The organism is Bacillus suaedaesalsae, assembly GCF_016890225.1.
In the GTDB taxonomy this organism is placed as follows: domain Bacteria; phylum Bacillota; class Bacilli; order Bacillales; family SA4; genus Bacillus_BS; species Bacillus_BS suaedaesalsae.
On the sequence record NZ_JAFELM010000015.1, the window covers coordinates 1 to 20,653 of the forward strand.

At 34.9% G+C, this 20,653-nt stretch carries 24 protein-coding genes and 2 pseudogenes; 14 read left to right on the top strand and 12 right to left on the bottom strand.

The window, feature by feature from the left end; all coding sequences use genetic code 11:
* Window positions 1-494: 494 nt before the first annotated feature.
* Window positions 495-662, top strand: coding sequence for a hypothetical protein (locus JR050_RS03095; RefSeq protein ID WP_204202057.1), 168 nt, complete (start codon window positions 495-497; stop codon window positions 660-662).
* Between the two features lie 171 nt (window positions 663-833).
* Here JR050_RS03095 and JR050_RS03100 read toward each other — a convergent pair whose 3' ends face one another.
* From JR050_RS03100 to JR050_RS03140, 10 genes and pseudogenes are all read right to left on the bottom strand, one after another.
* Entirely contained in the window at window positions 834-1,043 is a 210-nt protein-coding gene (locus tag JR050_RS03100) for a hypothetical protein (protein ID WP_204202058.1), read from the bottom strand.
* A gap of 73 nt (window positions 1,044-1,116) precedes the next feature.
* Window positions 1,117-1,650, bottom strand: a complete 534-nt coding sequence (locus JR050_RS20655) for a peptidoglycan-binding domain-containing protein (protein WP_430392848.1) — start codon at window positions 1,648-1,650, stop codon at window positions 1,117-1,119.
* A pseudogene (locus JR050_RS20190) lies at window positions 1,630-2,151 on the bottom strand (peptidoglycan recognition protein family protein); the annotation flags it as partial. The gene JR050_RS20655 and the pseudogene JR050_RS20190, both read right to left, overlap by 21 nt.
* A gap of 92 nt (window positions 2,152-2,243) precedes the next feature.
* Entirely contained in the window at window positions 2,244-2,393 is a 150-nt protein-coding gene (locus JR050_RS03110) for a YjcZ family sporulation protein (protein WP_204202060.1), read from the bottom strand.
* A gap of 45 nt (window positions 2,394-2,438) precedes the next feature.
* Window positions 2,439-2,552 carry a YjcZ family sporulation protein gene (locus JR050_RS03115; RefSeq protein ID WP_204202061.1) on the bottom strand — a complete coding sequence of 38 codons (114 nt, stop codon included), beginning with the start codon at window positions 2,550-2,552 and terminating at the stop codon, window positions 2,439-2,441.
* Window positions 2,553-3,022: 470 nt separating this feature from the next.
* Window positions 3,023-3,463: a cell wall hydrolase gene (locus JR050_RS03120; protein WP_346726700.1), complete on the bottom strand. Its 441-nt coding sequence runs from the start codon at window positions 3,461-3,463 to the stop codon at window positions 3,023-3,025.
* Window positions 3,464-4,012: 549 nt separating this feature from the next.
* Window positions 4,013-5,065 carry a metal ABC transporter solute-binding protein, Zn/Mn family gene (locus JR050_RS03125; protein WP_204202062.1) on the bottom strand — a complete coding sequence of 351 codons (1,053 nt, stop codon included), beginning with the start codon at window positions 5,063-5,065 and terminating at the stop codon, window positions 4,013-4,015.
* A gap of 538 nt (window positions 5,066-5,603) precedes the next feature.
* Window positions 5,604-5,768 carry a hypothetical protein gene (locus JR050_RS03130; RefSeq protein ID WP_204202063.1) on the bottom strand — a complete coding sequence of 55 codons (165 nt, stop codon included), beginning with the start codon at window positions 5,766-5,768 and terminating at the stop codon, window positions 5,604-5,606.
* Window positions 5,769-5,947: 179 nt separating this feature from the next.
* Window positions 5,948-6,631: a cell wall hydrolase gene (locus JR050_RS03135; RefSeq protein ID WP_204202064.1), complete on the bottom strand. Its 684-nt coding sequence runs from the start codon at window positions 6,629-6,631 to the stop codon at window positions 5,948-5,950.
* A 546-nt stretch (window positions 6,632-7,177) separates the two neighbouring features.
* Window positions 7,178-7,693 (bottom strand): hypothetical protein, encoded by a 516-nt coding sequence (locus tag JR050_RS03140; RefSeq protein ID WP_204202065.1) that lies wholly within the window; start codon window positions 7,691-7,693, stop codon window positions 7,178-7,180.
* Window positions 7,694-7,832: 139 nt separating this feature from the next.
* Between JR050_RS03140 and JR050_RS20465 the strand changes: the two genes are divergently transcribed.
* The 9 genes from JR050_RS20465 (at window position 7,833) to JR050_RS03185 (ending at window position 15,224) form a co-directional block, all read left to right on the top strand.
* Complete coding sequence (locus JR050_RS20465) at window positions 7,833-8,975, top strand: SEC-C metal-binding domain-containing protein (RefSeq protein ID WP_283244044.1); 1,143 nt, start codon at window positions 7,833-7,835, stop codon at window positions 8,973-8,975.
* Window positions 8,976-9,497: 522 nt separating this feature from the next.
* Window positions 9,498-9,989 (top strand): hypothetical protein, encoded by a 492-nt coding sequence (locus tag JR050_RS03150; RefSeq protein WP_204202066.1) that lies wholly within the window; start codon window positions 9,498-9,500, stop codon window positions 9,987-9,989.
* Window positions 9,979-10,518: a CBO0543 family protein gene (locus tag JR050_RS03155; RefSeq protein ID WP_204202067.1), complete on the top strand. Its 540-nt coding sequence runs from the start codon at window positions 9,979-9,981 to the stop codon at window positions 10,516-10,518. The genes JR050_RS03150 and JR050_RS03155 overlap by 11 nt, the downstream gene beginning before the upstream one ends.
* 78 nt (window positions 10,519-10,596) lie before the next feature.
* A complete protein-coding gene (locus tag JR050_RS03160; RefSeq protein WP_204202068.1) occupies window positions 10,597-11,061 on the top strand; it encodes a hypothetical protein in 465 nt (154 codons plus the stop codon).
* Window positions 11,062-11,253: 192 nt separating this feature from the next.
* Window positions 11,254-12,255, top strand: a complete 1,002-nt coding sequence (locus JR050_RS03165; protein WP_204202069.1) for an LLM class flavin-dependent oxidoreductase — start codon at window positions 11,254-11,256, stop codon at window positions 12,253-12,255.
* 130 nt (window positions 12,256-12,385) lie between these two features.
* Window positions 12,386-12,790, top strand: a complete 405-nt coding sequence (locus JR050_RS03170; RefSeq protein WP_204202070.1) for a YhfM domain-containing protein — start codon at window positions 12,386-12,388, stop codon at window positions 12,788-12,790.
* Between the two features lie 27 nt (window positions 12,791-12,817).
* Window positions 12,818-13,243 carry a hypothetical protein gene (locus JR050_RS03175; protein WP_204202071.1) on the top strand — a complete coding sequence of 142 codons (426 nt, stop codon included), beginning with the start codon at window positions 12,818-12,820 and terminating at the stop codon, window positions 13,241-13,243.
* Between the two features lie 177 nt (window positions 13,244-13,420).
* Window positions 13,421-14,026, top strand: a complete 606-nt coding sequence (locus JR050_RS03180; RefSeq protein ID WP_204202072.1) for a hypothetical protein — start codon at window positions 13,421-13,423, stop codon at window positions 14,024-14,026.
* 409 nt (window positions 14,027-14,435) lie between these two features.
* A complete protein-coding gene (locus tag JR050_RS03185) occupies window positions 14,436-15,224 on the top strand; it encodes a DUF2935 domain-containing protein (RefSeq protein WP_204202073.1) in 789 nt (262 codons plus the stop codon).
* Between the two features lie 214 nt (window positions 15,225-15,438).
* Here JR050_RS03185 and JR050_RS03190 read toward each other — a convergent pair whose 3' ends face one another.
* Together JR050_RS03190 and JR050_RS03195 are read right to left on the bottom strand one after the other, a co-directional pair.
* Window positions 15,439-15,813: a YmaF family protein gene (locus tag JR050_RS03190; RefSeq protein ID WP_204202074.1), complete on the bottom strand. Its 375-nt coding sequence runs from the start codon at window positions 15,811-15,813 to the stop codon at window positions 15,439-15,441.
* Window positions 15,814-16,025: 212 nt separating this feature from the next.
* On the bottom strand, window positions 16,026-16,136 hold the full coding sequence (locus JR050_RS03195; protein ID WP_204202075.1) for a YjcZ family sporulation protein: 111 nt from the start codon (window positions 16,134-16,136) through the stop codon (window positions 16,026-16,028).
* Between the two features lie 328 nt (window positions 16,137-16,464).
* Between JR050_RS03195 and JR050_RS03200 the strand changes: the two are divergent.
* The 4 genes and pseudogenes from JR050_RS03200 to JR050_RS03215 form a co-directional block, all read left to right on the top strand.
* Window positions 16,465-16,754, top strand: a pseudogene (locus JR050_RS03200) (IS110 family transposase); the annotation flags it as partial.
* A gap of 454 nt (window positions 16,755-17,208) precedes the next feature.
* Window positions 17,209-18,525: a spore germination protein gene (locus JR050_RS03205; RefSeq protein ID WP_204202076.1), complete on the top strand. Its 1,317-nt coding sequence runs from the start codon at window positions 17,209-17,211 to the stop codon at window positions 18,523-18,525.
* Window positions 18,522-19,601 carry a GerAB/ArcD/ProY family transporter gene (locus JR050_RS03210; RefSeq protein WP_204202077.1) on the top strand — a complete coding sequence of 360 codons (1,080 nt, stop codon included), beginning with the start codon at window positions 18,522-18,524 and terminating at the stop codon, window positions 19,599-19,601. The genes JR050_RS03205 and JR050_RS03210 overlap by 4 nt, the downstream gene beginning before the upstream one ends.
* Window positions 19,588-20,640, top strand: a complete 1,053-nt coding sequence (locus JR050_RS03215; protein ID WP_204202078.1) for a Ger(x)C family spore germination protein — start codon at window positions 19,588-19,590, stop codon at window positions 20,638-20,640. The genes JR050_RS03210 and JR050_RS03215 overlap by 14 nt, the downstream gene beginning before the upstream one ends.
* Window positions 20,641-20,653 lie beyond the last annotated feature (13 nt).

The window sequence follows — 20,653 nt, forward strand, 5'->3', positions numbered from 1 at the left end:
TTTTTAGTATATGTACATTATATATAATTATTTTATTAATATCAAACAAATAGAGCGTTTGTTCTGTCTATAATTCGAGCAGCTATAATGTTAGTCACTTTCGCGATACGAAGCATTATAACTAGTAAGTCAATTTAACTTAGTACTTCTAGGAGTTATCACAATAGTGGTCATGTTGTTCGTCGCAAATAATAAAAAGAAGTAACCGTTTAGCCTCACCAGATAACAGACGGTTACTTCTTTTTGAATAACAACAATATTTGGTTAACCGCACCATGCGGTTTGTAGTTGCTGATTAGGTGCGCCAACACCTGATCTCTTTTTAATATATGTTAATTATATCAAATTATTTTATTTTTATCAAATCTTGCAATTGATTATGTTCATAATCCTATAACTTATTTCTTAAAGAGTCCTCTTCGTGCGAAGGCAGAAGTTTCTGTAGTAGAGGTGGGAAAATGTTAGCCACTTTCCATAATAGAAGGTGGAATAGAATGACGACATACGAAGCATTATCACTAGTAAGTCAATTTAACTTAGTACTTCTAGGAGTTATGACAATAGTGATTATGTTGCTCGTCCAAAGTAAAAAAAGTAACCGTCTAACCTCTCAAGGTACCAGACAATCACTTCTTTTTGGTTTCACAACATACTTTGGCTAACCGCTAACAATATAAAACAGTTACAATAATTAATCTGCAAAAGCCACTTCCTTTTAAAGACGGTAGCTGCTTAGAATGACGACATACAGCATTAACACTAGTTGTCCAAAATTGAGAAGAAGTACCATTTGTACTTCCCCAATGTTACTGATCAACCCAAATAAGATAGCACTATAATTTATGATTGTCTTTGTCACGGACGGGTTCCGTTTTTTCTTTTTGAATTTGATAAATATTGATAACCAACGGAAACAGCAATCCAATGATCCCGATAGAAAATAAAATGTATTCTGTCCAAATCGCTTTATCTTTCCAGTCTTGAGCTCTTAGTAATAAGCCATACAACAAACATGTTATGGCAAAGAGCGGCAGGACCTTCACTGAAATCCCTCCATTCTATTAATCTAATTACACTATAGTTTTAGAATCTTTATACTACATATAGTAAATGTATTCACTCTGCCAATTTCATTTCTATAAAGTCTTTTGTGTTCGGTCCATAAATACCGTCGTTCGCTAATTCTGCATACATAGATTGAAATCTTCGGACGGCATCTTCTGTCTTCGGTCCATATATTCCATCTATATACTCAGGATCAAAATTAATTTCTTTTAAGGCGCGTTGTAGTTGCTTTACGTTTTCTCCTCTGTCACCTTGTTTTAAAATACCATTTGGTAATGGAAATTCTGTGATCGGTTTACTTGAAGACAGCACTTCATTTAATTTACCTAGTGTTTGTTGGCCAACCAAACCATCAGCCATAAGGTTATATTTCTTTTGGAAATTCAAGACAGCTCGTCTAGTTTCTTGACCGTACATTCCATCGGCTCCATATATCGGTAAATTGAAACCCGCCCTAATGAGATCGCGCTGAACTTCTTCAACAAAAGTTCCTTGATCTCCAATTGATAGAGGGAGGTCAACATACGCTCCTTTTACTATAGGTTTTGTAGTGCCACTTTCGTCATAATTCCGATATGCTTCTATTACATCATTTATAAATTCATCCCATGATATTCCATGCTTCCGCAGTGCGTTTTGAGGGTCCGTTCTTCTTGCTGGATCTAACATACTATGTGCGACAATATCTGTTTGAGGATTTAAGTTGAACTTATGAGATAAATACGCGTGATACCATACATATCTTTTGTACGCTTCCCAAAAATCAATGTTTCCTCCGTACGTTAATTCCACACCAATAGCCGCATCGTTCGCATCCTCACCATACCGGATATCATCATTATTAACTCCGTATCTAACGTGCCAAGCTTTTTCATTTGTTGGGATGATTTCTAAAATGTACTTATCATCTATGAACGTGTGGGCAGATGCACTAGGCTGAACTCTGTCAAAGTAATTTCGGTTCGCATAGGCACTAGAGCCCGGGTTTCCTGTATCATGACTGACAATAAACTTCACATCGTCAATTTTTTCACCAGACCTGGAATCTCCAAAACTAATATAATCTCTCGTTATCGGATAGTCCATTTTACCTCAACTCCTTTATCATTTTGATTATTGACTAAAATAAAAAGTAGATTACAAGTTGAAATCTACTTTTTATTTTGTTTAATTAAGGCTTAGCACCAAGCTGCGCCGACAATGATTAAAAGAATAAACAGCACTACAATTAAAGCAAAACCTCTTCCTGCACCATAACTTACACCAGCGACAGGAGCTGTATATCCGTAAGCTGGGCAACCATATCCGTATCCAGTTCCAAATGCCATATTACACACCACCTTTCTTTTATAGAAAGTATCTATTTCCTATGATTAGTATCCAAATCCAACGTAGGCTGAACCTACAATGATTAAGAGGATGAAAAGTACAACTAAAAGGGCGAATCCTCCCCCATAGCCAACACCAGCTCCGACAACTTCACTCATTCATGAACACCTCCTAGTCGCTTTTTACTGTATCCTATGAAATGAGGTCAATGTCGTGTAGGCGGTTAACTAGTTTATAAAGAACTGGGCAATCATACAGAACGTGACTTGTAGTGAAATATCTACTTAGTAAGCGAGAATCATGACTAAATCGATTTTTTTATAGTTTTTTTTGAATCATCTAGTTCCCAGGAATGGAAATGTTCAATCATACCAAGTTTTAAGTCAAATAAATCTAACAAGATTTACATCATTATCCACGAAAAGACCAGACAATTGTAATAGAAATCTTCCAGATCACTCAGGTCAAAATTTATCTTCTACATTAACTCTACTTAGTTTGTATTAATAGGGTAAGAATAGGAGAGGGAATACACATACTAACATTGTCCTTGATGGGAGTATGTCAAATAGGGCTTGAGTAAATGAGCCTCAAGCCCTATCATTGGGGAATTTACAAACCAAAAACTCTAATATCGATAAGCACTATCACATGTATTTGCCTTCGGTTCGTAATAACAGTGCTGTTTATATTGACCAGCCAATGGCTGGCCATACCATGTAGGTGGACACTCCGCTGAGGGATTAAAATACCATAAAGCATATTTAGAAGGGTGTTGTCTCCAACGCTGTACAACATCTCGTGCCAATTTTCTCTCTACTTCTCTCGCTGGTCTATAAAACAAACTACCTTTTTGCACTGCTTCAAATGAGTAATTCCCACCTTGAACTTGAAAGATAACATCTCTTATATTTCGCAAATTCTTAAAGTCTAAACAGCGAACTACTGCCCGATTGACAATAACATTTCCAACCATAAGCATTCCTTGCTTTCCCTCACCAACAGCCTCTGCGTGTATCATTCTGGCAATCAAATCAATATCTTTTTCTGTATGGGGTACTCTGGTCACTTTTCATCACCTCTAATATGTAATGTATGAATAGCACTATATAAAAATGATACTGGTACGAGGCACAATTACAAATGAAATCAATTATGTAGGCTATGCCACAAATGTAGCGTTGTAATATAAGTTGGTATTTATCATTTATATACATATATAAATTTAAAAAAACAAAATAAACGAGCCTACACTTTTAGGCTCGTTAGTATGGTAGCTATGCGTAAAGAAACATACTTGTCCAGATACTTATTAGTTTTTCGGAGCACCAGGGGGGGTAATAGTACGGAGGGACTTTTATCCAGCCTCTTTCCCTCATAGCGTCCTTCAGAGTCACACCATACTTCATCTTTTCAATCATACACTGAGAAATAATGAGCCTATATCATTCCTGATACATTGGCTAGCTATTGTTGCACAATGGATTACTGGAAGAGGCACTAAAAAAATAGGAGAGATCAAAAAGAGTTGAAAGTAAGTCAAATTCGTTACCGAACTGATGAGAGTTTTTGAAACAAATAAAGAAAGTAGTGCACGAATGATGCACTACTTTCCTCATTAATTTAATGCCGTTTTTAATGTCTCAAGATTACGTTTCATAATACTAAAGTAATCTTCATTGTTCTTAATATCTTCATCTGTTATCGCTTCAAGGTTGTGAAGTGTTAATGCTTCAGCTTTAATTTCATTTTTGACAATGTCAGCTACTTTAGATGATACATTTTGTTCGAAAATTAAATAACGAATGTTGTGTTCTTCTGCTGTCTTAATAATTTCTGTTAGTTCCTGCTGAGAAGGTTCGTTAGTTGGAGTTAATCCTAATACGCTGATTTGTTCTAGGCCGTAACGCGACTCCCAGTATCCATAAGCAGCATGGGAAACTAAGATTTCCTTTGTTTTCCCTGTATCTATAACCGTTTTAAATTCACTATCTAATGCTTCTAAGTCAAGTTTTAGCTTATTGAAATTTTGTTCGAATTCTTCTTTTGCAGCCGGGTTTAATTCTTCAAAGGCATGTAAAATATTTTCAGCTAACTGAATCGCTAAAAGTGGGTCTAACCAAACATGTGGGTCTTGGCCTCCGTGATTATGGTCGTCATGTTCTTTTTCACCTTCATGATCATCGTGACCTTCTTCATCATGAGCATGATCGTCATGACCTTCTTCACCATCATGGTCGTCATGACCTTCTTCGTCATGAGCATGCTCTTCTAATTTCACAAGATCCATACCTTCAGTTGCTTTCACAATTCTTACTTCCTCATTTTGTAATGCTTCTGTAGCTGCCTCTGCAAAGCCTTCGATACCTGCACCAGTATAGATAAATGCATCTGCTTTTGCCATATCTACCATCGTTTTCGCAGTTGGTTCAAACGAGTGAGCGTCAACACCTGGAGGAAACACACTTACAACTTCAACATGGTCTCCGCCGATTCTTTTTGCAAAATCCTCTAACGGGAAAATGGTTGTGTAAACCTTAAGTTTTTCATCAGTTGTTTCCGCATTTTGTGTCTCTTCCTTAGGTGTCACTTCTTTTGTCTCTGTATTACATCCAAAAAGAAATGCACTTAACATTAGTAATAATACGAGTAATGTATGTTTCGTTCTCATTTATAGGTTCTCCCTTCAAATCCAAATCATTTTGATTTATATGTCCTAAGTCATTATATCGTAATTGTTACGATTTGAAAACATAAATATCAAAATAATTGTCTTAACGACCACATTTTAGATGAAAGCAACTGCGTGTTATATGTATAGGTAGTTCAACAGGTATCAAAATAAAATTTATTCTTATAGTTACCAGTAATTCAACTACATATAAGTAGCTAGACAGTTAGCCACTTTCCTTTATAGAAGGGAGGTGGCAATTTAATTTAGTACTACTAAGAATTAATTCAATAGTGTTCATCAAAAATCATCGAAAAGAAAAAGAAGTAGCTGTCTAACCTCCGCAAGGTAAGAAACAAGCTACTTCATTTTTAAATACTTTGGGCTAACCTCAGCACGAGGTCAGTAGTTGCCAATTAGAAGTGCACTAACACCTGGTCCTCGTTTTATTATATGTTTACTATAAATAATTCTTTCTTTTCAAACACATTACTCATTTTTATGTAAATGTACAAGGTGAATAAAAGCACACGATCCTTTACTGCACCTTTTTCCCGGCAAAATAAGCGGAGCATAATAGAAAGACTGTTCCTACTCCAACGGCCACCAACATTGAATATTGAAATATATCCTTTAACGCTAATCCACCTGAAAGAGAAGCGACAAATAGAAACAAAAACATGACAGTATAGTTCTTCTGCATATGCTCTCAAGCCTCCTTTACCAAAATTATACTATATTTGAATTATTTATTAATCATTTCTTTTATACTCAATAAGAAAACAGCAAATTGAAATGAACAGAAAAAGCCAGTTAAAAGAATGATTGTCCTTTACAATCTAGTTCCTTTAACTGGCTTTATATTATTTATAAAATCTATCGTTAATTCTTAAACACATGCTGGCCAATCGCAACAACTGTTTGTCTTTTGTCTAACCATCGACTGGTAGCGATTTTCGGATTATAGAAGAAGAGGGAGCCTTGGGCAATGTGCCTCATGTCGGTTAGGGCTGCATAGACTGCTCTAATTGATTCTTCATCAGCGGCTCGATTAATTTGGCCATTACTGACAGGCTGGAATTGACGTTTTTGATAAATAACGCCTCGAATAGTATTAGGGAATTTAGGGCTATCAACACGATTTAGCACGACTGCTGCAACTGCCACTTTTCCTTCAAATGGCTCTGTTTGAGCTTCAGCTCGTACAAGTCTAGCTAAAAGGTCGATATCTTTATTTGAGAGAGTTAGATTCGTAGGTTCACTTTTTTCTACCTTTGGTTCAGTAGTCGTCGTGACAGGGGTAGGGCTATTGATTTCTAAACGGTGTTCAGATGCATTCGATAAATCTTCAACAGCTTCTTTTACTTCTGTATGGATAACTTGTCCGATATGAATCAGATCAAGATTTTCAACTTGTGGATTAAGCACGGCTAATTCATCTAATGTAACACCATGTTCTTTTGCGATTTTAGACATAGTGTCACCTTTTTCAACCGTATAAGCGAATGCAGGCTCTGCTAAGAAAAGAGCGATCAGGAATGTAAGTCCAAATATAATTTTTTTCATGTGTAATCCTCCTAGTAATTTAATTATTTCGGAAACTCTTTATGCTCTAATCTATGAGGGACCTGTCCAAAATAGTATTACAGGTTTTTTACAGAGAGATTACATAAAGTAGATTAGGAGGTTGGATACATTAAAAAAGGCTGAAACATAAGTATTTCAGCCAATAATAAACCCGAACTATTAGGCGATATTTTAATGAATCTTTCACCTAATAGTTCGGGACTTTATTTGTAGATTGGTTTGATTTTGCGTACTATTTATAAAAACTAGTGGAATGGAGCGGAAGACACTCGACTCCTGCGGGAAGTAGAGGAAAGGCTGAGACCCCGCAGACGCAGGCGAGGAGACTCAGCTTCCTCCCCGCGGTATCCGGCGAGTGTCTGCAGCGCAATGGAACGAACTTGTTCTTCCTGCTTAAATGATTAATAAATAACAAAGGATACTAAAAAAGCAGAATATTTAATAGGTAGAATATTTTAGATATTATTCGCCTTTGAGGATGATTTAGTTAGATATGTCCAATCCTCTTACTAGTTTCTAAAAATTTTAAAATAAACTCATTTGTTCACTATTATCCTCGTTTTCTGTTCTTCCATTATCCCCATTTTTATCTTTCTTATTTGATTGAAAGATATTTTTCGAGAGTTCACTTAGTTTAGCCAGGAATCGGTTAAATCCAAACCCTACGAAGAACGCGATACTTATCTGAGCAAGCGGACCATCGTCATATTCTGCGAATTCAATGAAGAGGAAGCCGCTTTGAATTAATGTGACAGAAATCACAGCTGTTCCGGTAGCGAATATTGGATAAAACACGTACATAATCCATTTTCGATAGTCTGTAAGTTCACCCTTCATATAGTTTTTGCTAAACATATATAAATGGCGAAGTGATCCACCAATCGCACCAGCGAAGAAGTAGTATAGGAAGATTTCGATATCAGAAACAAATGGAAGCCATTCTTCAACTTTTCCAGTCCATAAACCTCCAACTGCTACAAAGCTTCCGAAGAATAGAAGCGAGAGGTACGTTAAGATTAATGCTTTTAACCAACGTTGCATTTCATTCACCTCTTTTTTCATATACTTCATTATATGAAACAGTTTCAATTGAGATACAGATTTATGAGGCTGAATGTGTTTGTCAAAGTGTTATGGCTTGAGTAAAATGAGTATATCTTTAGTTTAGAGAGGACAAGCTATGACATTTTTAGATACAATTCAACCTCATGTATTATCAAATGATTTTTTAATTCAGCAACAAGTGTTGCATTCAATCGAGGAATACCCACACGTACCAGAAGAATGGATAACGAATCTCATTAAAAAGGCATTCACGAATAGAGAGCTTCAAACAGAAATTCTTATGTATACGCCAAAGCATTCTGTGAATGAAGAGGCTTTACAGGTATTGCTAAAAAATGTAAACACCCTTGATTCAAGTTTGCTTCATCTTGTCGTTCCATTTTTTGAAAACCTTCCAGCATCATTAGCTCTTACCTATCGAGATCAACTTGAACCGTATCTCGATTCTCGATATTGGAGAATTTTTGAATTAGAAGGGAATGGTGTAAAGGAAGACGTTTTAGGCGCATACGAGGAATTAGTGTCTTTGTTAGAAACGGCAGATTCCTTTGATCATATTGTATATTTCCAAGCCAAGTATTTAGCAAAAAACATTGCCGGGAAAGGTTGGTTGACGAAAGAAAAAATTGGCGAGTTGTTGAAAAAGGATAAGCGAAAGAAATGGTATTCGTTTTCAGCAACGCTGGCAGTATATATGGCCGGTGTGCTTCGTCTAGAAGAGCATATTCCGCAATTGGCTGGAATTCTTGCAAAGCCTGATGACACGTTAGCAGGGGAAGCGTCGACTGCATTAATTGCATTCCAAAGTGATGAAGTCGTGAAGGCAGTAGCTCCATATTTAGCGAAGGACGACTCGTTTGTCTATGCCTTATCTGTTTTAGAGTATATTAAGACAGAAGCATCTGCACAGGTGTTAATGAATGCATACAACCAGACAGACAATCTTGCAAATCAAGATATGATTTTTGAAGCGATCGCTCATCATTATTCAAAAGATTCAGCTCTGGTTATGAAAAAGCATCTCGAAAATGAATACCAATCTGGCATGGTCGAGCTGGAACCTGTTGCTTATGGCTACTTCAAAATTTTAGGATTACATCACAGAGATTTATCGTTTTGGAAACAAGTTGCACTAGAGAACGAAATGGAGTTTCGAGAAGGCAGTCAGACGCCAATTGTAGTCGAGGAAAAGGTTGGCCGTAATGACCCATGCATTTGCGGAAGTGGGAAGAAGAATAAAAAGTGCTGTGGAAAGTAAGCTGAGCAGGTGGAGAAAATTTAAATATTGAGATGAATATAATACAGTAGGACAAAATAATTTCTTAAGAGGAAATTATCGTTTAAACCTACCTATAAAGAGGCTGAGACATAAGTATTTCAGCCAATGATAAACCCGATCTATTAGGCAATATTTTTCACCTAATAGTTCGGTTTTTTATTTGTTGCTCTCAATAGATTTGTTGATTTTGCATACTATTTTTATAAACTAGTGTCTGCAGCGCAATGGAACGAACTTGTTCTTCCAGCTTAACTGATTAATATATAACAAATGATACGAGATCATATTTAATAGGTAGAATAATTTAGATACTATTCGCTTTCGAGGATGATTTATTTAGTTAAGTCCCAGCCTCATATTTATATTATAGATCTGGTAGTTTTATTTATAAATGATACATGAATTACGAAGATTAGAGGGAAGTTAATAATGATAGTACATTACATAAATGAACTTTTGCATTGAACTGTTTCACTAAATGATAAAGGGTGCATGTAATACATGGTTTTAAAATTTATTTTAATTTTGTGTATATCAATCTTGTTATTATTCAGCTTAAAGTATCTGAAAAAACGGTTTGATTCGTTTGAAGTCTTTTTACTTTTACTTTTTACTTCCTACAATATTCAGAATTTCTTTTATCTATTATCTTCTCCATATCCGCATTTAATGGTAGTTGAAAAACATTTACAATTTTGGGCAGCCAGAATCCATTATGGAGTAATATCTCCTGTTCTTTTATTATGGGTTATGTATGTTCTACGCGGAAATAAAAGTTTATCTCTGAAGATAGCTACTTGTTTTTCATGGGTAACTGGTGGCGTATTATTCGATAAGGTATTACTCATAATCGGTGTCTTAAAATCAAAAGGTGATAATTGGCATCCTGAAATTAATCTTGTATTATCTATGGTTGTTCTCTCTTCAAGTATTTATTTTATGGAAATCTTAAAGAAAATACTTTTAAAAGAAAGGGTGATCCATGATGAATGACATTTATGAACATGCAATTAAACCAATGCTTCCTAAAAAGTTTGATGAAAATGAATGGTTTGTAATTGTTGTTACAATTATTGTTTTGACAGGTATTTACTATATTACTATGAAAAATAGGCATCTACTTTGGACAGAATTAATCAGTATCTTTCTATTTAATTTACAATTGGCGACACTTGGAGATTATTTCTTAGCAATGCCTCCTTATGATTTTTATGACACAGTAGATAGGAATAGTGGTGAACTTATGGATATATTTCTTCAAAATATTATCTATCCAGGAACGGTACTATTTCTTATGAGTTTTTATAATAAAAAAACAACAAACAAGGTATTATTTATTTTAGTAAGCGCTGCAATTTTAGGTATCCTTGAGTGGATAGGTATACATTTGTTTCATCTGTTCAAATACAATACATGGAAGTTTTATTATTCCGTAGCATTCTATCTCCTTGTAATGTCTTTAAATGTCCTTTTTTTTGATAAGCTCAGAAAATTTTTAAATAGTAGATTATCTAATAGTTAAATGAATCATTTACTAGTTAGAAAATCCGAGTCATTCAAATTGGATAAATATAAATCCAATTAAAATAAGGGGTCAAATATGATAGGACTTATGATTGCGATAATAATTTTTAATTTGTTATGCTTTAAAACAAACAATAGGCTTACACCTAACCAAATAATTAGTATATGGCTGTTTACCATTGCATTTCAAACTAGTTTCGACATTATTGTGGAATTTAAATATTATTCTTATTGGTATTTTGAGAAAGAGTCGGTCGATTGGGCAGGTTTACTTCCACACCTGTTACTTGTACCACCTGTTAATATCATCTTTTTAAACTGGTTTCCGTTTGAAGCTAAACTCGTAAAAAAAATATTATATTTGGTCTTCTTCATAATAGCTATTTTAATGTACGAGCTCCTAACTCTGCTTCCAGAGCCGTGGGGTTACTTTAATTATGGTTGGTGGAGTATTTGGCATTCAGTAGTAGTAAATCCAATTCTACTTTTATTACTATTAGGATTTTATAAGTGGATATGTAAATTAGAAAAAGCATCTTAACCAAAGTCCTTTTTATTTTCGATCAAATGACAAGATAGGCAAGAAACGTAACTTCCTTGGAAACATCAAATGATTCATTAAGTTTCCGGGCAAAAACGGAACAACTAAGAAAGTAAGCTGAGCAAATTATTTTGTTTTTGTTCGTTCAATTGATAACATAGGTGTATCTTTTTGATGAAAGGAAAATGAAATATGTCTTCATTTAATATAGAAGTATCAGCCTTGAATTTAGCGCCAATTCGCGCTGGACAAACTCCGAAGGACGCGATTGATTCAATGGTCGATTTAGCTCAGGAACTTGAGAAACTAGGGTACAAACGTTATTGGATTGCAGAGCATCATAATACACCAACATTAGTAAGCTCGGCGACGTCCATTTTAATTAACCATACTCTGCAGCATACAAAAACCATTCGTGTTGGTTCGGGTGGCATAATGCTTCCGAATCATTCACCATTAGTGGTGGCAGAGCACTTTGGTACGATGGCTACGATTTACGGAGATCGCGTGGATTTAGGACTAGGTCGCGCGCCAGGTACTGATATGATGACAGCAGGTGCTCTTCGTCGTTCGCAAAATGATTCGGTATATACATTCCCAGATGATGTGAAGCAGCTACTTACGTATTTTGGTCCATCTGATGAGCAAGGCTATGTAAAAGCCCATCCAGGAGTAGGGACAAATGTGCCGATTTATATTTTAGGATCCTCCACAGAGTCTGCTTATTTAGCAGCACAACTAGGCTTGCCTTATGCATTTGCTTCACATTTTGCACCAACGTATATGGAGGATGCGATTCGTATTTATAAAGCACGTTTCCAGCCTTCACCATTTTTAGATAAGCCGCACATGATGGTCGGATTGAATGTCATTGTCGAGGACACTGATGAAGAAGCAGAGTTTTTAAAAACGTCGATGCAGCAATTCTTCTTGAATATCGTTCGTGGTACACAAAATCCTCTCAGGCCACCTGTTGAAAACATGGATGACATATGGAATTCGATGGAAAAGGAAATGGCGTCTAATATGTCAAACATGGGCTTCTTCGGAAGTAAAGAAACCGTTCACCGTCAATTAACACGTTTCCAAGAGCTATACAACGTGGATGAAATCATTGCCGTTTCGTATATATTTGATGAAGAAAAGCAAAAGCGTTCGTATGAGATGTTTAAAGAGATAGTGGCTGGTAACTAATAACGCTACGCACACCAATTTTATAATTGGTGTGTTTTTTTTGGTTTTATAGGATGTTAAGGAGGAAAAATACAAATCTTGTAGAATTTGGTACAAATAAATAAAGTAGGAGGGGACGGTCATTAAAATATTGAAGTATATAGTGCTCCTTATTTTCATTGGATTAGCTGGATGTTCAAGCGTAAATGACCTAGAAAACGAGGAACAATACATAAAGATTGAAAAACGTGTTAGTGATGAAGGGCAGTACGTAGACTTCAACGAAATTCATTCTCTTGAAGAAGTTCAAGAGCTGAAGAACATACTAGCACATGCAGATTGGGAACAAGCCAAAATGGAGATGACGCACCCTCCTGATTATCAATTTGTCTTTTTATTTAAAAATCCTACTATCGATTCAAAAATTATTCTACATAAGGTTTGGGTTTCATCTCAAAATCAAATTACCCTGTCTACAGAAGTGAATCAATTTTCTAGATTATCGAAAGAAAACTCTGCTCGTTTTCTAGAACTCTTGACAGGAAAGAGTAGTTAAGTTCTTAACGTGAAAGTAGGATGACATATGGAGATAATAGATCAATTTACCTCTACAACCGTACACAATAAATTAAAAGAGACGTGGGATATTCAACAGCCTGTTTGGTATCCTTTATATGAAACGAAGAGAAAGGATGTTCTAGCTTTTACTGTTGATTCTCCATCTTTAAACATCGAGTTTCTTAATGTGATTAAAGTAGTCTTCTCGAGCTATGAAGTTAACGATATTTATCAATTACAAGTGGATATACTCAATACTCCTTCGTATCAAGTAAAACTAGAAGAGTTACAAATAAATCGGCATCATTTTATAGAAGATACCTACTGGTTTGACTCATCACTTACTTGGATTATTTACGCTTGTCACGATGGGTATTTGACGATTGGTGGTGAACAGTTCATAAGAGATATAAAGCAAGCTTGGCCAACCTGGGAAAACAATCTTTTTTGAGGTTTTTTTTGACAAAGAAGAAATATTGTACTATGAGATGTAGAGAAAATGTTGTTGATAAATTTATAGGGTAATAGATTAAGTTATTGAGATACAACCTTTCAACTGGTGTAAACTCTGGACTACCACATACTACTAGTAAATGAATGATGTATCTCCTGAAAGGCAGGATTAATTATGATGAGACCAAATACAACACATACCTTTGGAGTTAAGGTCCGTAATATAATAGTCATCTTTTTCTTAGTATGGGTTGTTTTACTTAGTAATAGCCCGGCATTCGCAACAAAATGGGTAATGCTTGAACCAGAAGAAGTACTCGAACGAGCCGATGTCGTGGTGGTGGGAACGTATGATTTCACAAGTGAACCACAGTATCACAACGGTTTATTTGGTGGCTATGAATTTGACGCAGATGTATTGTATAAAGGGGAAACTACAAAGGGATTTATCGCAGGCGTTCCAGCTGATGATGCCGGATGGATGATGGAGCATCAAGAAGCAGGAGGGAAATTTCTTTTATTGTTAGAAGAGAGTAAGGAAGAAGATTTCCTCGTACCTGTTGCAGGCATTAATGGAATTATTGATCTAGTAAACGGAGAAGCGAGTGTTGATCCAACTAGTAGAAAAGAGTTTTATGAAAATTATCTACGAGAGCAGCCTGAACTTCCGTTTGAAGCACAGAAACTAGTGACAAAAGGGAATTGGGGTCTTATTCCAGTAGTACTGGTACTTGGTATCGTAGTCATTGTCTACTATATTGTCCTCAAAAAACGCTCATAGCCACACAAGGTAACCCGTTCGGTTGGTAAGGAGGAAACAACAAATTACATGCCTTTTACTAACAGGTAACGTTAGTACAAAAAGAAAGTCGTCATTTCGTAATAGACTCTTACTGCGCAACAACGATTTCCGTAATTATGGAAAATAAGAACAACAATTCATTATCTTCTAGTAGGATTTTTAGTATGAAGATTTGTGCTATTGTGAAGTTTTTCACTTAAATGAAGCAAGTTAGGGGAACAAGATTTTAATGGTTATTCAATTAAAGACTAACCCAAAACGTATTCACTAAACTGCTCCGTTCGTTTAAGATCTTTGTCTAAACAAACTATTGATGTGTAAAACATGATGAATTAGTACAAATTCTCACACGTATATATAAAGGGAGGGTTAAATAAGGGGGGATCATATGGCAAATCCGATAGTTGAGAGGTCACTGGACGAAATCCGATTTTGGTCTAGGATTATGAAAGAACATGCCTTATTTTTAAGCTTGGGTTTTACTTATGAACAGACACAACTTATCGATGAAGCACGACAGTTTATTTCATTGTTCGAAAGGATTGAAGAAAGGTTAGCTAGATTTAACGTAAATTCAGATTTACGTCAAGTTCAAGCCTTTAATAGTGAGGTTTACCAAGCTGCAGCAGCAATATGGGGCTACAAACGAAAAGTTTTAGGTTTAACTTTAAATTGCCAGATCCGTCATAATAATTTCCCTTTATTGGTTGACCACATTAGTAGAGAAGCAGCTTACTTTGCTAATCGCTTAAAAGAGCTGAATGAAGGGAAACTTGCCCCGAAACCAGAAGCAATTATTGAAGAAAATGTATTCTTTCTTAAAATTATGGCAGACCACGCAAAGTTTATCGGTCATCTTTTAGACCCCTCAGAAAGAAAATTAGTTGAGCAGGCTAGAGAGTTTAGTCATGATTTTGACCAATTGGTGTTTCAAGCAGTTGATTTGGATTCTATGCGCCCACAATCTGAAACCAAACCAATACTAAGTCAATTTTTAAATCAGAATAAAGTTTCAGTTGCTTCGTTAAGGGATTTTAAGAAAACAGCCAGAGAGTTAATTGAAGCTTGTAGAATCAAAAGCAATATTCATCCATTATTAGCTGACCATACATTTAGAGAAGCTGAAAGGTTTCTAGAAATTATAGACTTATTTGAAGCTAGCTTGGTAAGAACATAAATATATAACAATCGGGTGCTTATCTTGAATAAGAGAGACGAAAATATATCAGCATCATTTTCAGTGTTGTACACCGATACTGTTGAATTACGGAGAGGATTACTTCAATTAAGTGATCTTCTCTTCTTCGTATTTGACTAAATACTGCACAACAAATTCTTTTAATGAAAAAATACTTGATGCATATAAAAATAAAACCCACCAATTAGGTGAGTTAACGACTTGTTTCTCCGCTATATCTGTGTCGATGTGGGGTAGAACCATCCACTGTTGTGTATCCGCTAAACTCGTGATAGTGTCCACCGCCTGGAAGGAAAATGGCAGGACCTGTAACTCCTCGGATTTGATGTTTATGTCTGTCATCAACAGAAGTAAAAGTAAAATATCTGTGGGTATGTTGTACTCCACTTGGTGCAGGTTCAGTAGTTCCAGCGTATCTGTGATAATGTCCTACATCAAAAGATGTTACACCTTTAAATTCGTGGACATGAACAGGCTTTCCATCCCATGAGGTTATATAAAGGTGATGAGAATGTATAGGGTCTGAATCATCTGAATGATGCATGAATCCTGAAATAGGTATCTCCATTTAAAGAACTCCTTTCATTTTTAATACATTATTCATTAAGGTATTAAAAGGATTAGGAATTTCGGGAATTAAAAAATTTTTAATGAAGGAAATTTAAAAGAGGTTTGACTCAAAAAGTGACGTTAGAAGATTTCATATATCCAATGGATTCGATATTAAAAAGCAGACCATTTATGTAGTCTGCCTTAACATACATTCCTAATTTAAATTAGTTAACTTCCATAGCCACCAACGACGTATGAAGTACCAACGATTATTAAAAGGATAAATAGGACAACGATTAGTGCAAAACCTGCACCATAACCATGTCCACCTGCACTCATATCTTTCACCTCCTTTTTTTTGAGGTTAATGTATTCTATGAGTTATGGATCAATTTGTTTGGAACTACGTACTAAATAAGTTTCCTATTTTTATAGATAAATAAAAAGTACATCCTCAGAGTTCCGAAGAATTATAAACATTTGTGTGCTTGCAATAGTAATGGAGTAATTTAGGTTATCGCTTATTTTTATTGAAGCTATTAAACAAACGAGGAAGGATAGCATTCCTGTAGATCGTTAAATATCAGGTTTGAAATAAGAAGAGCACCTCAGTAAGATATGAGTACGAGACCAATCAAACTCAAATTCTTAAAAAAGGAGCTCTATTATGAATTTTAAAATGCAAGACAAACAAAATCAACTAATAGAAAGAATTTCCGATAAACATTTAATTGTTTGTGTGGATATTACCCAACAGTTTCATGTTGCACGGGCTATAAATTACCGTGGAATTATTGTCGGAAATTCTCTTACATTTGAGGATAGTGAAGTTGGTTTTAAGAGATTATTAAATTGGATTCGTAGTCTTCAAGAAATGAAGAATTTAAATGCAGCCATCTTGGGATGGAACCAACAGGTCACTATTGGAAGAACGTATCGAAATGGCTAGCTGAACAAGCATTCCATTCACTCGTTGGGGGATGAAATCCTGCGAATAAGTGAGCATTTGAGAGATATTCGTATCAAACTGATTGAGTTGAAGAAGCATTACATTCAGGAAAGTAAATACTGATCATTTAAGGAAGTATCGCCAAATTTTTTTTGAGGTAAATAATCGTTAGTATTGACCAATCTTAACTACACTACCTTTCATAATAAAAAGCTACAGATTATTCTGTAGCTTTTTATTATGAAAGTGTAATTACTAATTATCTTCTTGCTAACATTTATTTCAATAGGAGTGAGGACCTATCATCATTTCAGAATTTCCTATTCTATTAGAAATTAAATAGAATCAATCTATTCTAAGACTATTCTTTACTTTGGTTTGTTATTAATTATATTTCGTATAATATCGCTTCTTTGTGCAAATAATTTCTAAGATTACTATTGGTTAAGGGGCAGCAAAATAATGATGAATTTAGTACAAGAAATTGAATTTAAGTTTGCCAATAACGAAGATTTTTTCATCGAAGAAGAGCTCTTAGATAATACTGTAGTCTATCTAATTGGTTTTAATACTCTTGTTGATTTAACTAAGTCGAAATTATACGTACAACAAATCGCTGCCTCGTCCACTTCATTAAGAACACTCTTAATAAATCTTAGTGAAAAGATTGAGGTGGATAGGGAACAAATAATAAGAGCCATATTAGAAGGCAAATTAGTAATTGTTTCAAAAGATAACGAACTTAATGCAATTGTTGATCCTATTGCCCAAAATCTGAGTAGGAGCATTGAAGAGCCGAAAAACGAAAGTCCTATTCATGCTTCTATGAATGCCTTTGGAGAGGATATTAATATTAACGTGGGAATAATCCGAAAGAGGCTAAGCACTGAACGTCTAAGCCATTCTTCCTATCAGGTTGGAGACTTAGATAAGCGAAGGCTTTCAATGTTGTATATTAAAGGAAAAGCCCCCAATGCCCTTGTCGAAAAAGTTAACCAGCAGTTAACTCAAATTAAATTCGATATTGAAACCATTGATGATCTGGACAGTCAATTTGGAAAACGTAGGCTGAGTCCTGTTAGTCATCTATTTGCCACTGAACTCCCAATCCAAGCCATAAAATCCTTAAAAAAGAATAGAATCGTGCTTTTTTTGGATAATTTTCCATTCGCGCTTGTTTTTCCAAATCTAGTTTGGGATATGTTTAATAGTGAAAACGATCGTAATTTCCCTTTTGTACTTGCATTTATGCTTCGACTTTTTAGAGTAATTGGGGCTGTAGCCACATTGATACTTCCTGCTTTATATGTTGCTTTGGTGTCAATCAACCCTGGAATATTTAGAACAGATCTTGCATTGTTTGTCGCAAAGAGTAGGGAAGGTATTCCTTTATCTGCCTTTCTTGAAACCATTGTAATGGTTGTTATTGTTGATTTAATACTAGAAGCAATAACTAGACTCCCTAAGAGCATGGGCCCATCTATTACCATGGTAGGTGGTATCATACTAGGACAGGCGATGGTTGAAGCGAAATTAGTCAGTAATTTGTTAGTCATTGTAATCACTGCTGTTGTAATTGCAAGTTCAGCAGTTATAGGAATGCAGAATTCCTTATACATTCGGTTACTTAAGTACCCCATTTTAATTTTAGCATCAATTTTCGGTATCTTAGGTGTTTGCACTGGCTTCATTTTCACTCTAATATATTTGGCAAGTTTAACTTCCAACGATATCCCTTATCTAACCTTTAATATTGAACAAGAAGGAGACATAAAGTGACGCAGCGGATACAAATTGTAATGGTTTTTATTATCATGCATTTAAGTATTGGCTATTTGGTTTATCCTGATCTCATTTATATGTTAACGAAAACAGCTCATTGGGGAGTTGTGATATGTCAAGGATTTCTGATGTTGATATTTATTTGGATATATATAAAAGGTTTAAATTACTTTCCCGAAAATGATGTCATTGATATTTATTTAAAAATGGGAAGATGGTTTGCTATTATTTTTCTTATCCCATTTGTAATCAACCTGATTGCCTTAGTTGCGTTTAATATTCGGCTACACACGGAAGTAATTATTACGGTATTTTTACCTCGGACCCCTTATTGGTCAGTATTGATATTGCTATTTCTCATTTCGGTATATACAGCTATAAAAGGTCTAGGTACAATTTTACGTTCCTCGGTTTTTATTTTCTTGATTGTTATTCCCTTAGTGGTTTTTAACATTTTTTCATCTTTTGTTAATTTTGAAATACATAACGCTACACCAATTTGGAATCTACCTGACAGATTCTTGTTAAACAGTAAATTTTTCTATCTATTAGGATTTTCATCGTTTTTATTTTTAGGTTTTATGGTTTCAAAAACAAAGATGTCATTCCGCCAACTTTTCGTAGCATTCATAAGTGTAATGCTTTTTTTTCTATCTGTAGTGTATATACCTCTATTTATATTTGGACAAGAAACTGTCGTTTCACTCAAACACCCTTTTTTGGAAGCAATGGATACAGTAGACATTAGTTGGTTTCCGTTCAACCGACAAACGATGTTCTTCGGTATATCGTTGGTTGGTTTAGTAATAGTGGCTAATTCAGTTATGCTTTGGATGATAGGATTAATCATGCGAAAAATACTTAAACGTCTAACGGTGACATCCTCTCATTGGATTATTGCTGTTTCTATTATCTCATTTATGTTGGCATTATTACTTCCAACACAAAATTTGGTTGAAAAATGTTTTCTATGGAGTATAGGTGCACAAGCTTATTTTATGATTATTATTCCATTTTCCATTTTTATCTATGGATTATATCGAAAAGAGGCTTTCGGGCATGAAAAAGAATAAAGTAATTAAAATATTGATCATCTTTATGTCAACAATCTTTCTAAGTGGATGTTGGGATATTAAAGATATAAATAAGCGCTCGCTTCCTTTAGTCATGGGAATTTCAAAGGAAGATAATGAAGAGTACAAATTAACTTTGCAGATCCCAATAGATAAAAATGAAAACCAAATCGCGAGAATCGTCACAGGTAAAGGTGAAACCCTTGAAAATGTAATTGGACAAATTTTGACGAACTCTGAAAATGCCATTGATTTCTCACAAATTCGATTAATTGTCGTCCATAAAAGCTTGGCAAATAACGAACAGGAGTTTAGGGACCTTATAAAGTTTTTAATGGGTTCGGAAGAAATTCCTTCAAGTGCGTTGGTTGCACTAACAGATGAAAAAGTCGAGAATGTATTATCAAACATTAATGATAAATTAGGTGTTCATGCCTCTTCTTTATATGATTACTTTAATAAAGGAGCAGGTTGGGCTCCAGAACTTGTTAGTACAACTATTTGGAAAGTGTATCAGAGCTCATATTTATTTACAAAAGATATAGCTGTTCCTTCTGTTAGTTCTGGAAAAGATACAGTATTAATGTTTAATGGATCCGAAATTTTAAAACAAGGAAAAGTTATTGAAAAAATTAGTCCGGAGGAAAGTGAACTAATTAATCTGCTCCAAAATAAAAATGTGAAAGGAAAAATAGAGAACCTTGGTTTTGCAAGTGTTATTTTCACAAACAGTTCAATTCAATATAAAGCTTCAATCAAAAATAATAAACCGCTATTGTCAAGCGACTTGAGTATAAAGATAAATATTTTAGAAAGAGAAGTCGGAATCAAAAATGAAAGGATAATGAAGGAACTTGAAAAGAACATTAAACAGAAGTTTTATGATTTACTAGAAAAGACACAAAAAAGCCAGACAGATATATTTGGATTTGGACAACAATATCACCATTTGATTTCATACAATGAATTGAAAGACTGGCGGAATGATTATTATCCAATACTGAAAGTTAATTTTGAGGTCCATGCTACAATTGAATAATTTTATAAACTAT

Bases quoted from the DNA above. Each gene is read 5' to 3' on its own strand.
- JR050_RS03095 (WP_204202057.1), top strand. From the start codon at position 495: ATGACGACATACGAAGCATTATCACTAGTAAGTCAATTTAACTTAGTA.
- JR050_RS03110 (WP_204202060.1), bottom strand. From the start codon at position 2,393: ATGGCATTTGGAACTGGATACGGATATGGTTGCCCAGCTTACGGATAT.
- JR050_RS03115 (WP_204202061.1), bottom strand. From the start codon at position 2,552: ATGAGTGAAGTTGTCGGAGCTGGTGTTGGCTATGGGGGAGGATTCGCC.
- JR050_RS03125 (WP_204202062.1), bottom strand. From the start codon at position 5,065: ATGAGAACGAAACATACATTACTCGTATTATTACTAATGTTAAGTGCA.
- JR050_RS03130 (WP_204202063.1), bottom strand. From the start codon at position 5,768: ATGCAGAAGAACTATACTGTCATGTTTTTGTTTCTATTTGTCGCTTCT.
- JR050_RS03135 (WP_204202064.1), bottom strand. From the start codon at position 6,631: ATGAAAAAAATTATATTTGGACTTACATTCCTGATCGCTCTTTTCTTA.
- JR050_RS03140 (WP_204202065.1), bottom strand. From the start codon at position 7,693: ATGCAACGTTGGTTAAAAGCATTAATCTTAACGTACCTCTCGCTTCTA.
- JR050_RS20465 (WP_283244044.1), top strand. From the start codon at position 7,833: ATGACATTTTTAGATACAATTCAACCTCATGTATTATCAAATGATTTT.
- JR050_RS03150 (WP_204202066.1), top strand. From the start codon at position 9,498: ATGGTTTTAAAATTTATTTTAATTTTGTGTATATCAATCTTGTTATTA.
- JR050_RS03155 (WP_204202067.1), top strand. From the start codon at position 9,979: ATGATGAATGACATTTATGAACATGCAATTAAACCAATGCTTCCTAAA.
- JR050_RS03160 (WP_204202068.1), top strand. From the start codon at position 10,597: ATGATAGGACTTATGATTGCGATAATAATTTTTAATTTGTTATGCTTT.
- JR050_RS03165 (WP_204202069.1), top strand. From the start codon at position 11,254: ATGTCTTCATTTAATATAGAAGTATCAGCCTTGAATTTAGCGCCAATT.
- JR050_RS03175 (WP_204202071.1), top strand. From the start codon at position 12,818: ATGGAGATAATAGATCAATTTACCTCTACAACCGTACACAATAAATTA.
- JR050_RS03180 (WP_204202072.1), top strand. From the start codon at position 13,421: ATGATGAGACCAAATACAACACATACCTTTGGAGTTAAGGTCCGTAAT.
- JR050_RS03185 (WP_204202073.1), top strand. From the start codon at position 14,436: ATGGCAAATCCGATAGTTGAGAGGTCACTGGACGAAATCCGATTTTGG.
- JR050_RS03190 (WP_204202074.1), bottom strand. From the start codon at position 15,813: ATGGAGATACCTATTTCAGGATTCATGCATCATTCAGATGATTCAGAC.
- JR050_RS03195 (WP_204202075.1), bottom strand. From the start codon at position 16,136: ATGAGTGCAGGTGGACATGGTTATGGTGCAGGTTTTGCACTAATCGTT.
- JR050_RS03205 (WP_204202076.1), top strand. From the start codon at position 17,209: ATGATGAATTTAGTACAAGAAATTGAATTTAAGTTTGCCAATAACGAA.
- JR050_RS03215 (WP_204202078.1), top strand. From the start codon at position 19,588: ATGAAAAAGAATAAAGTAATTAAAATATTGATCATCTTTATGTCAACA.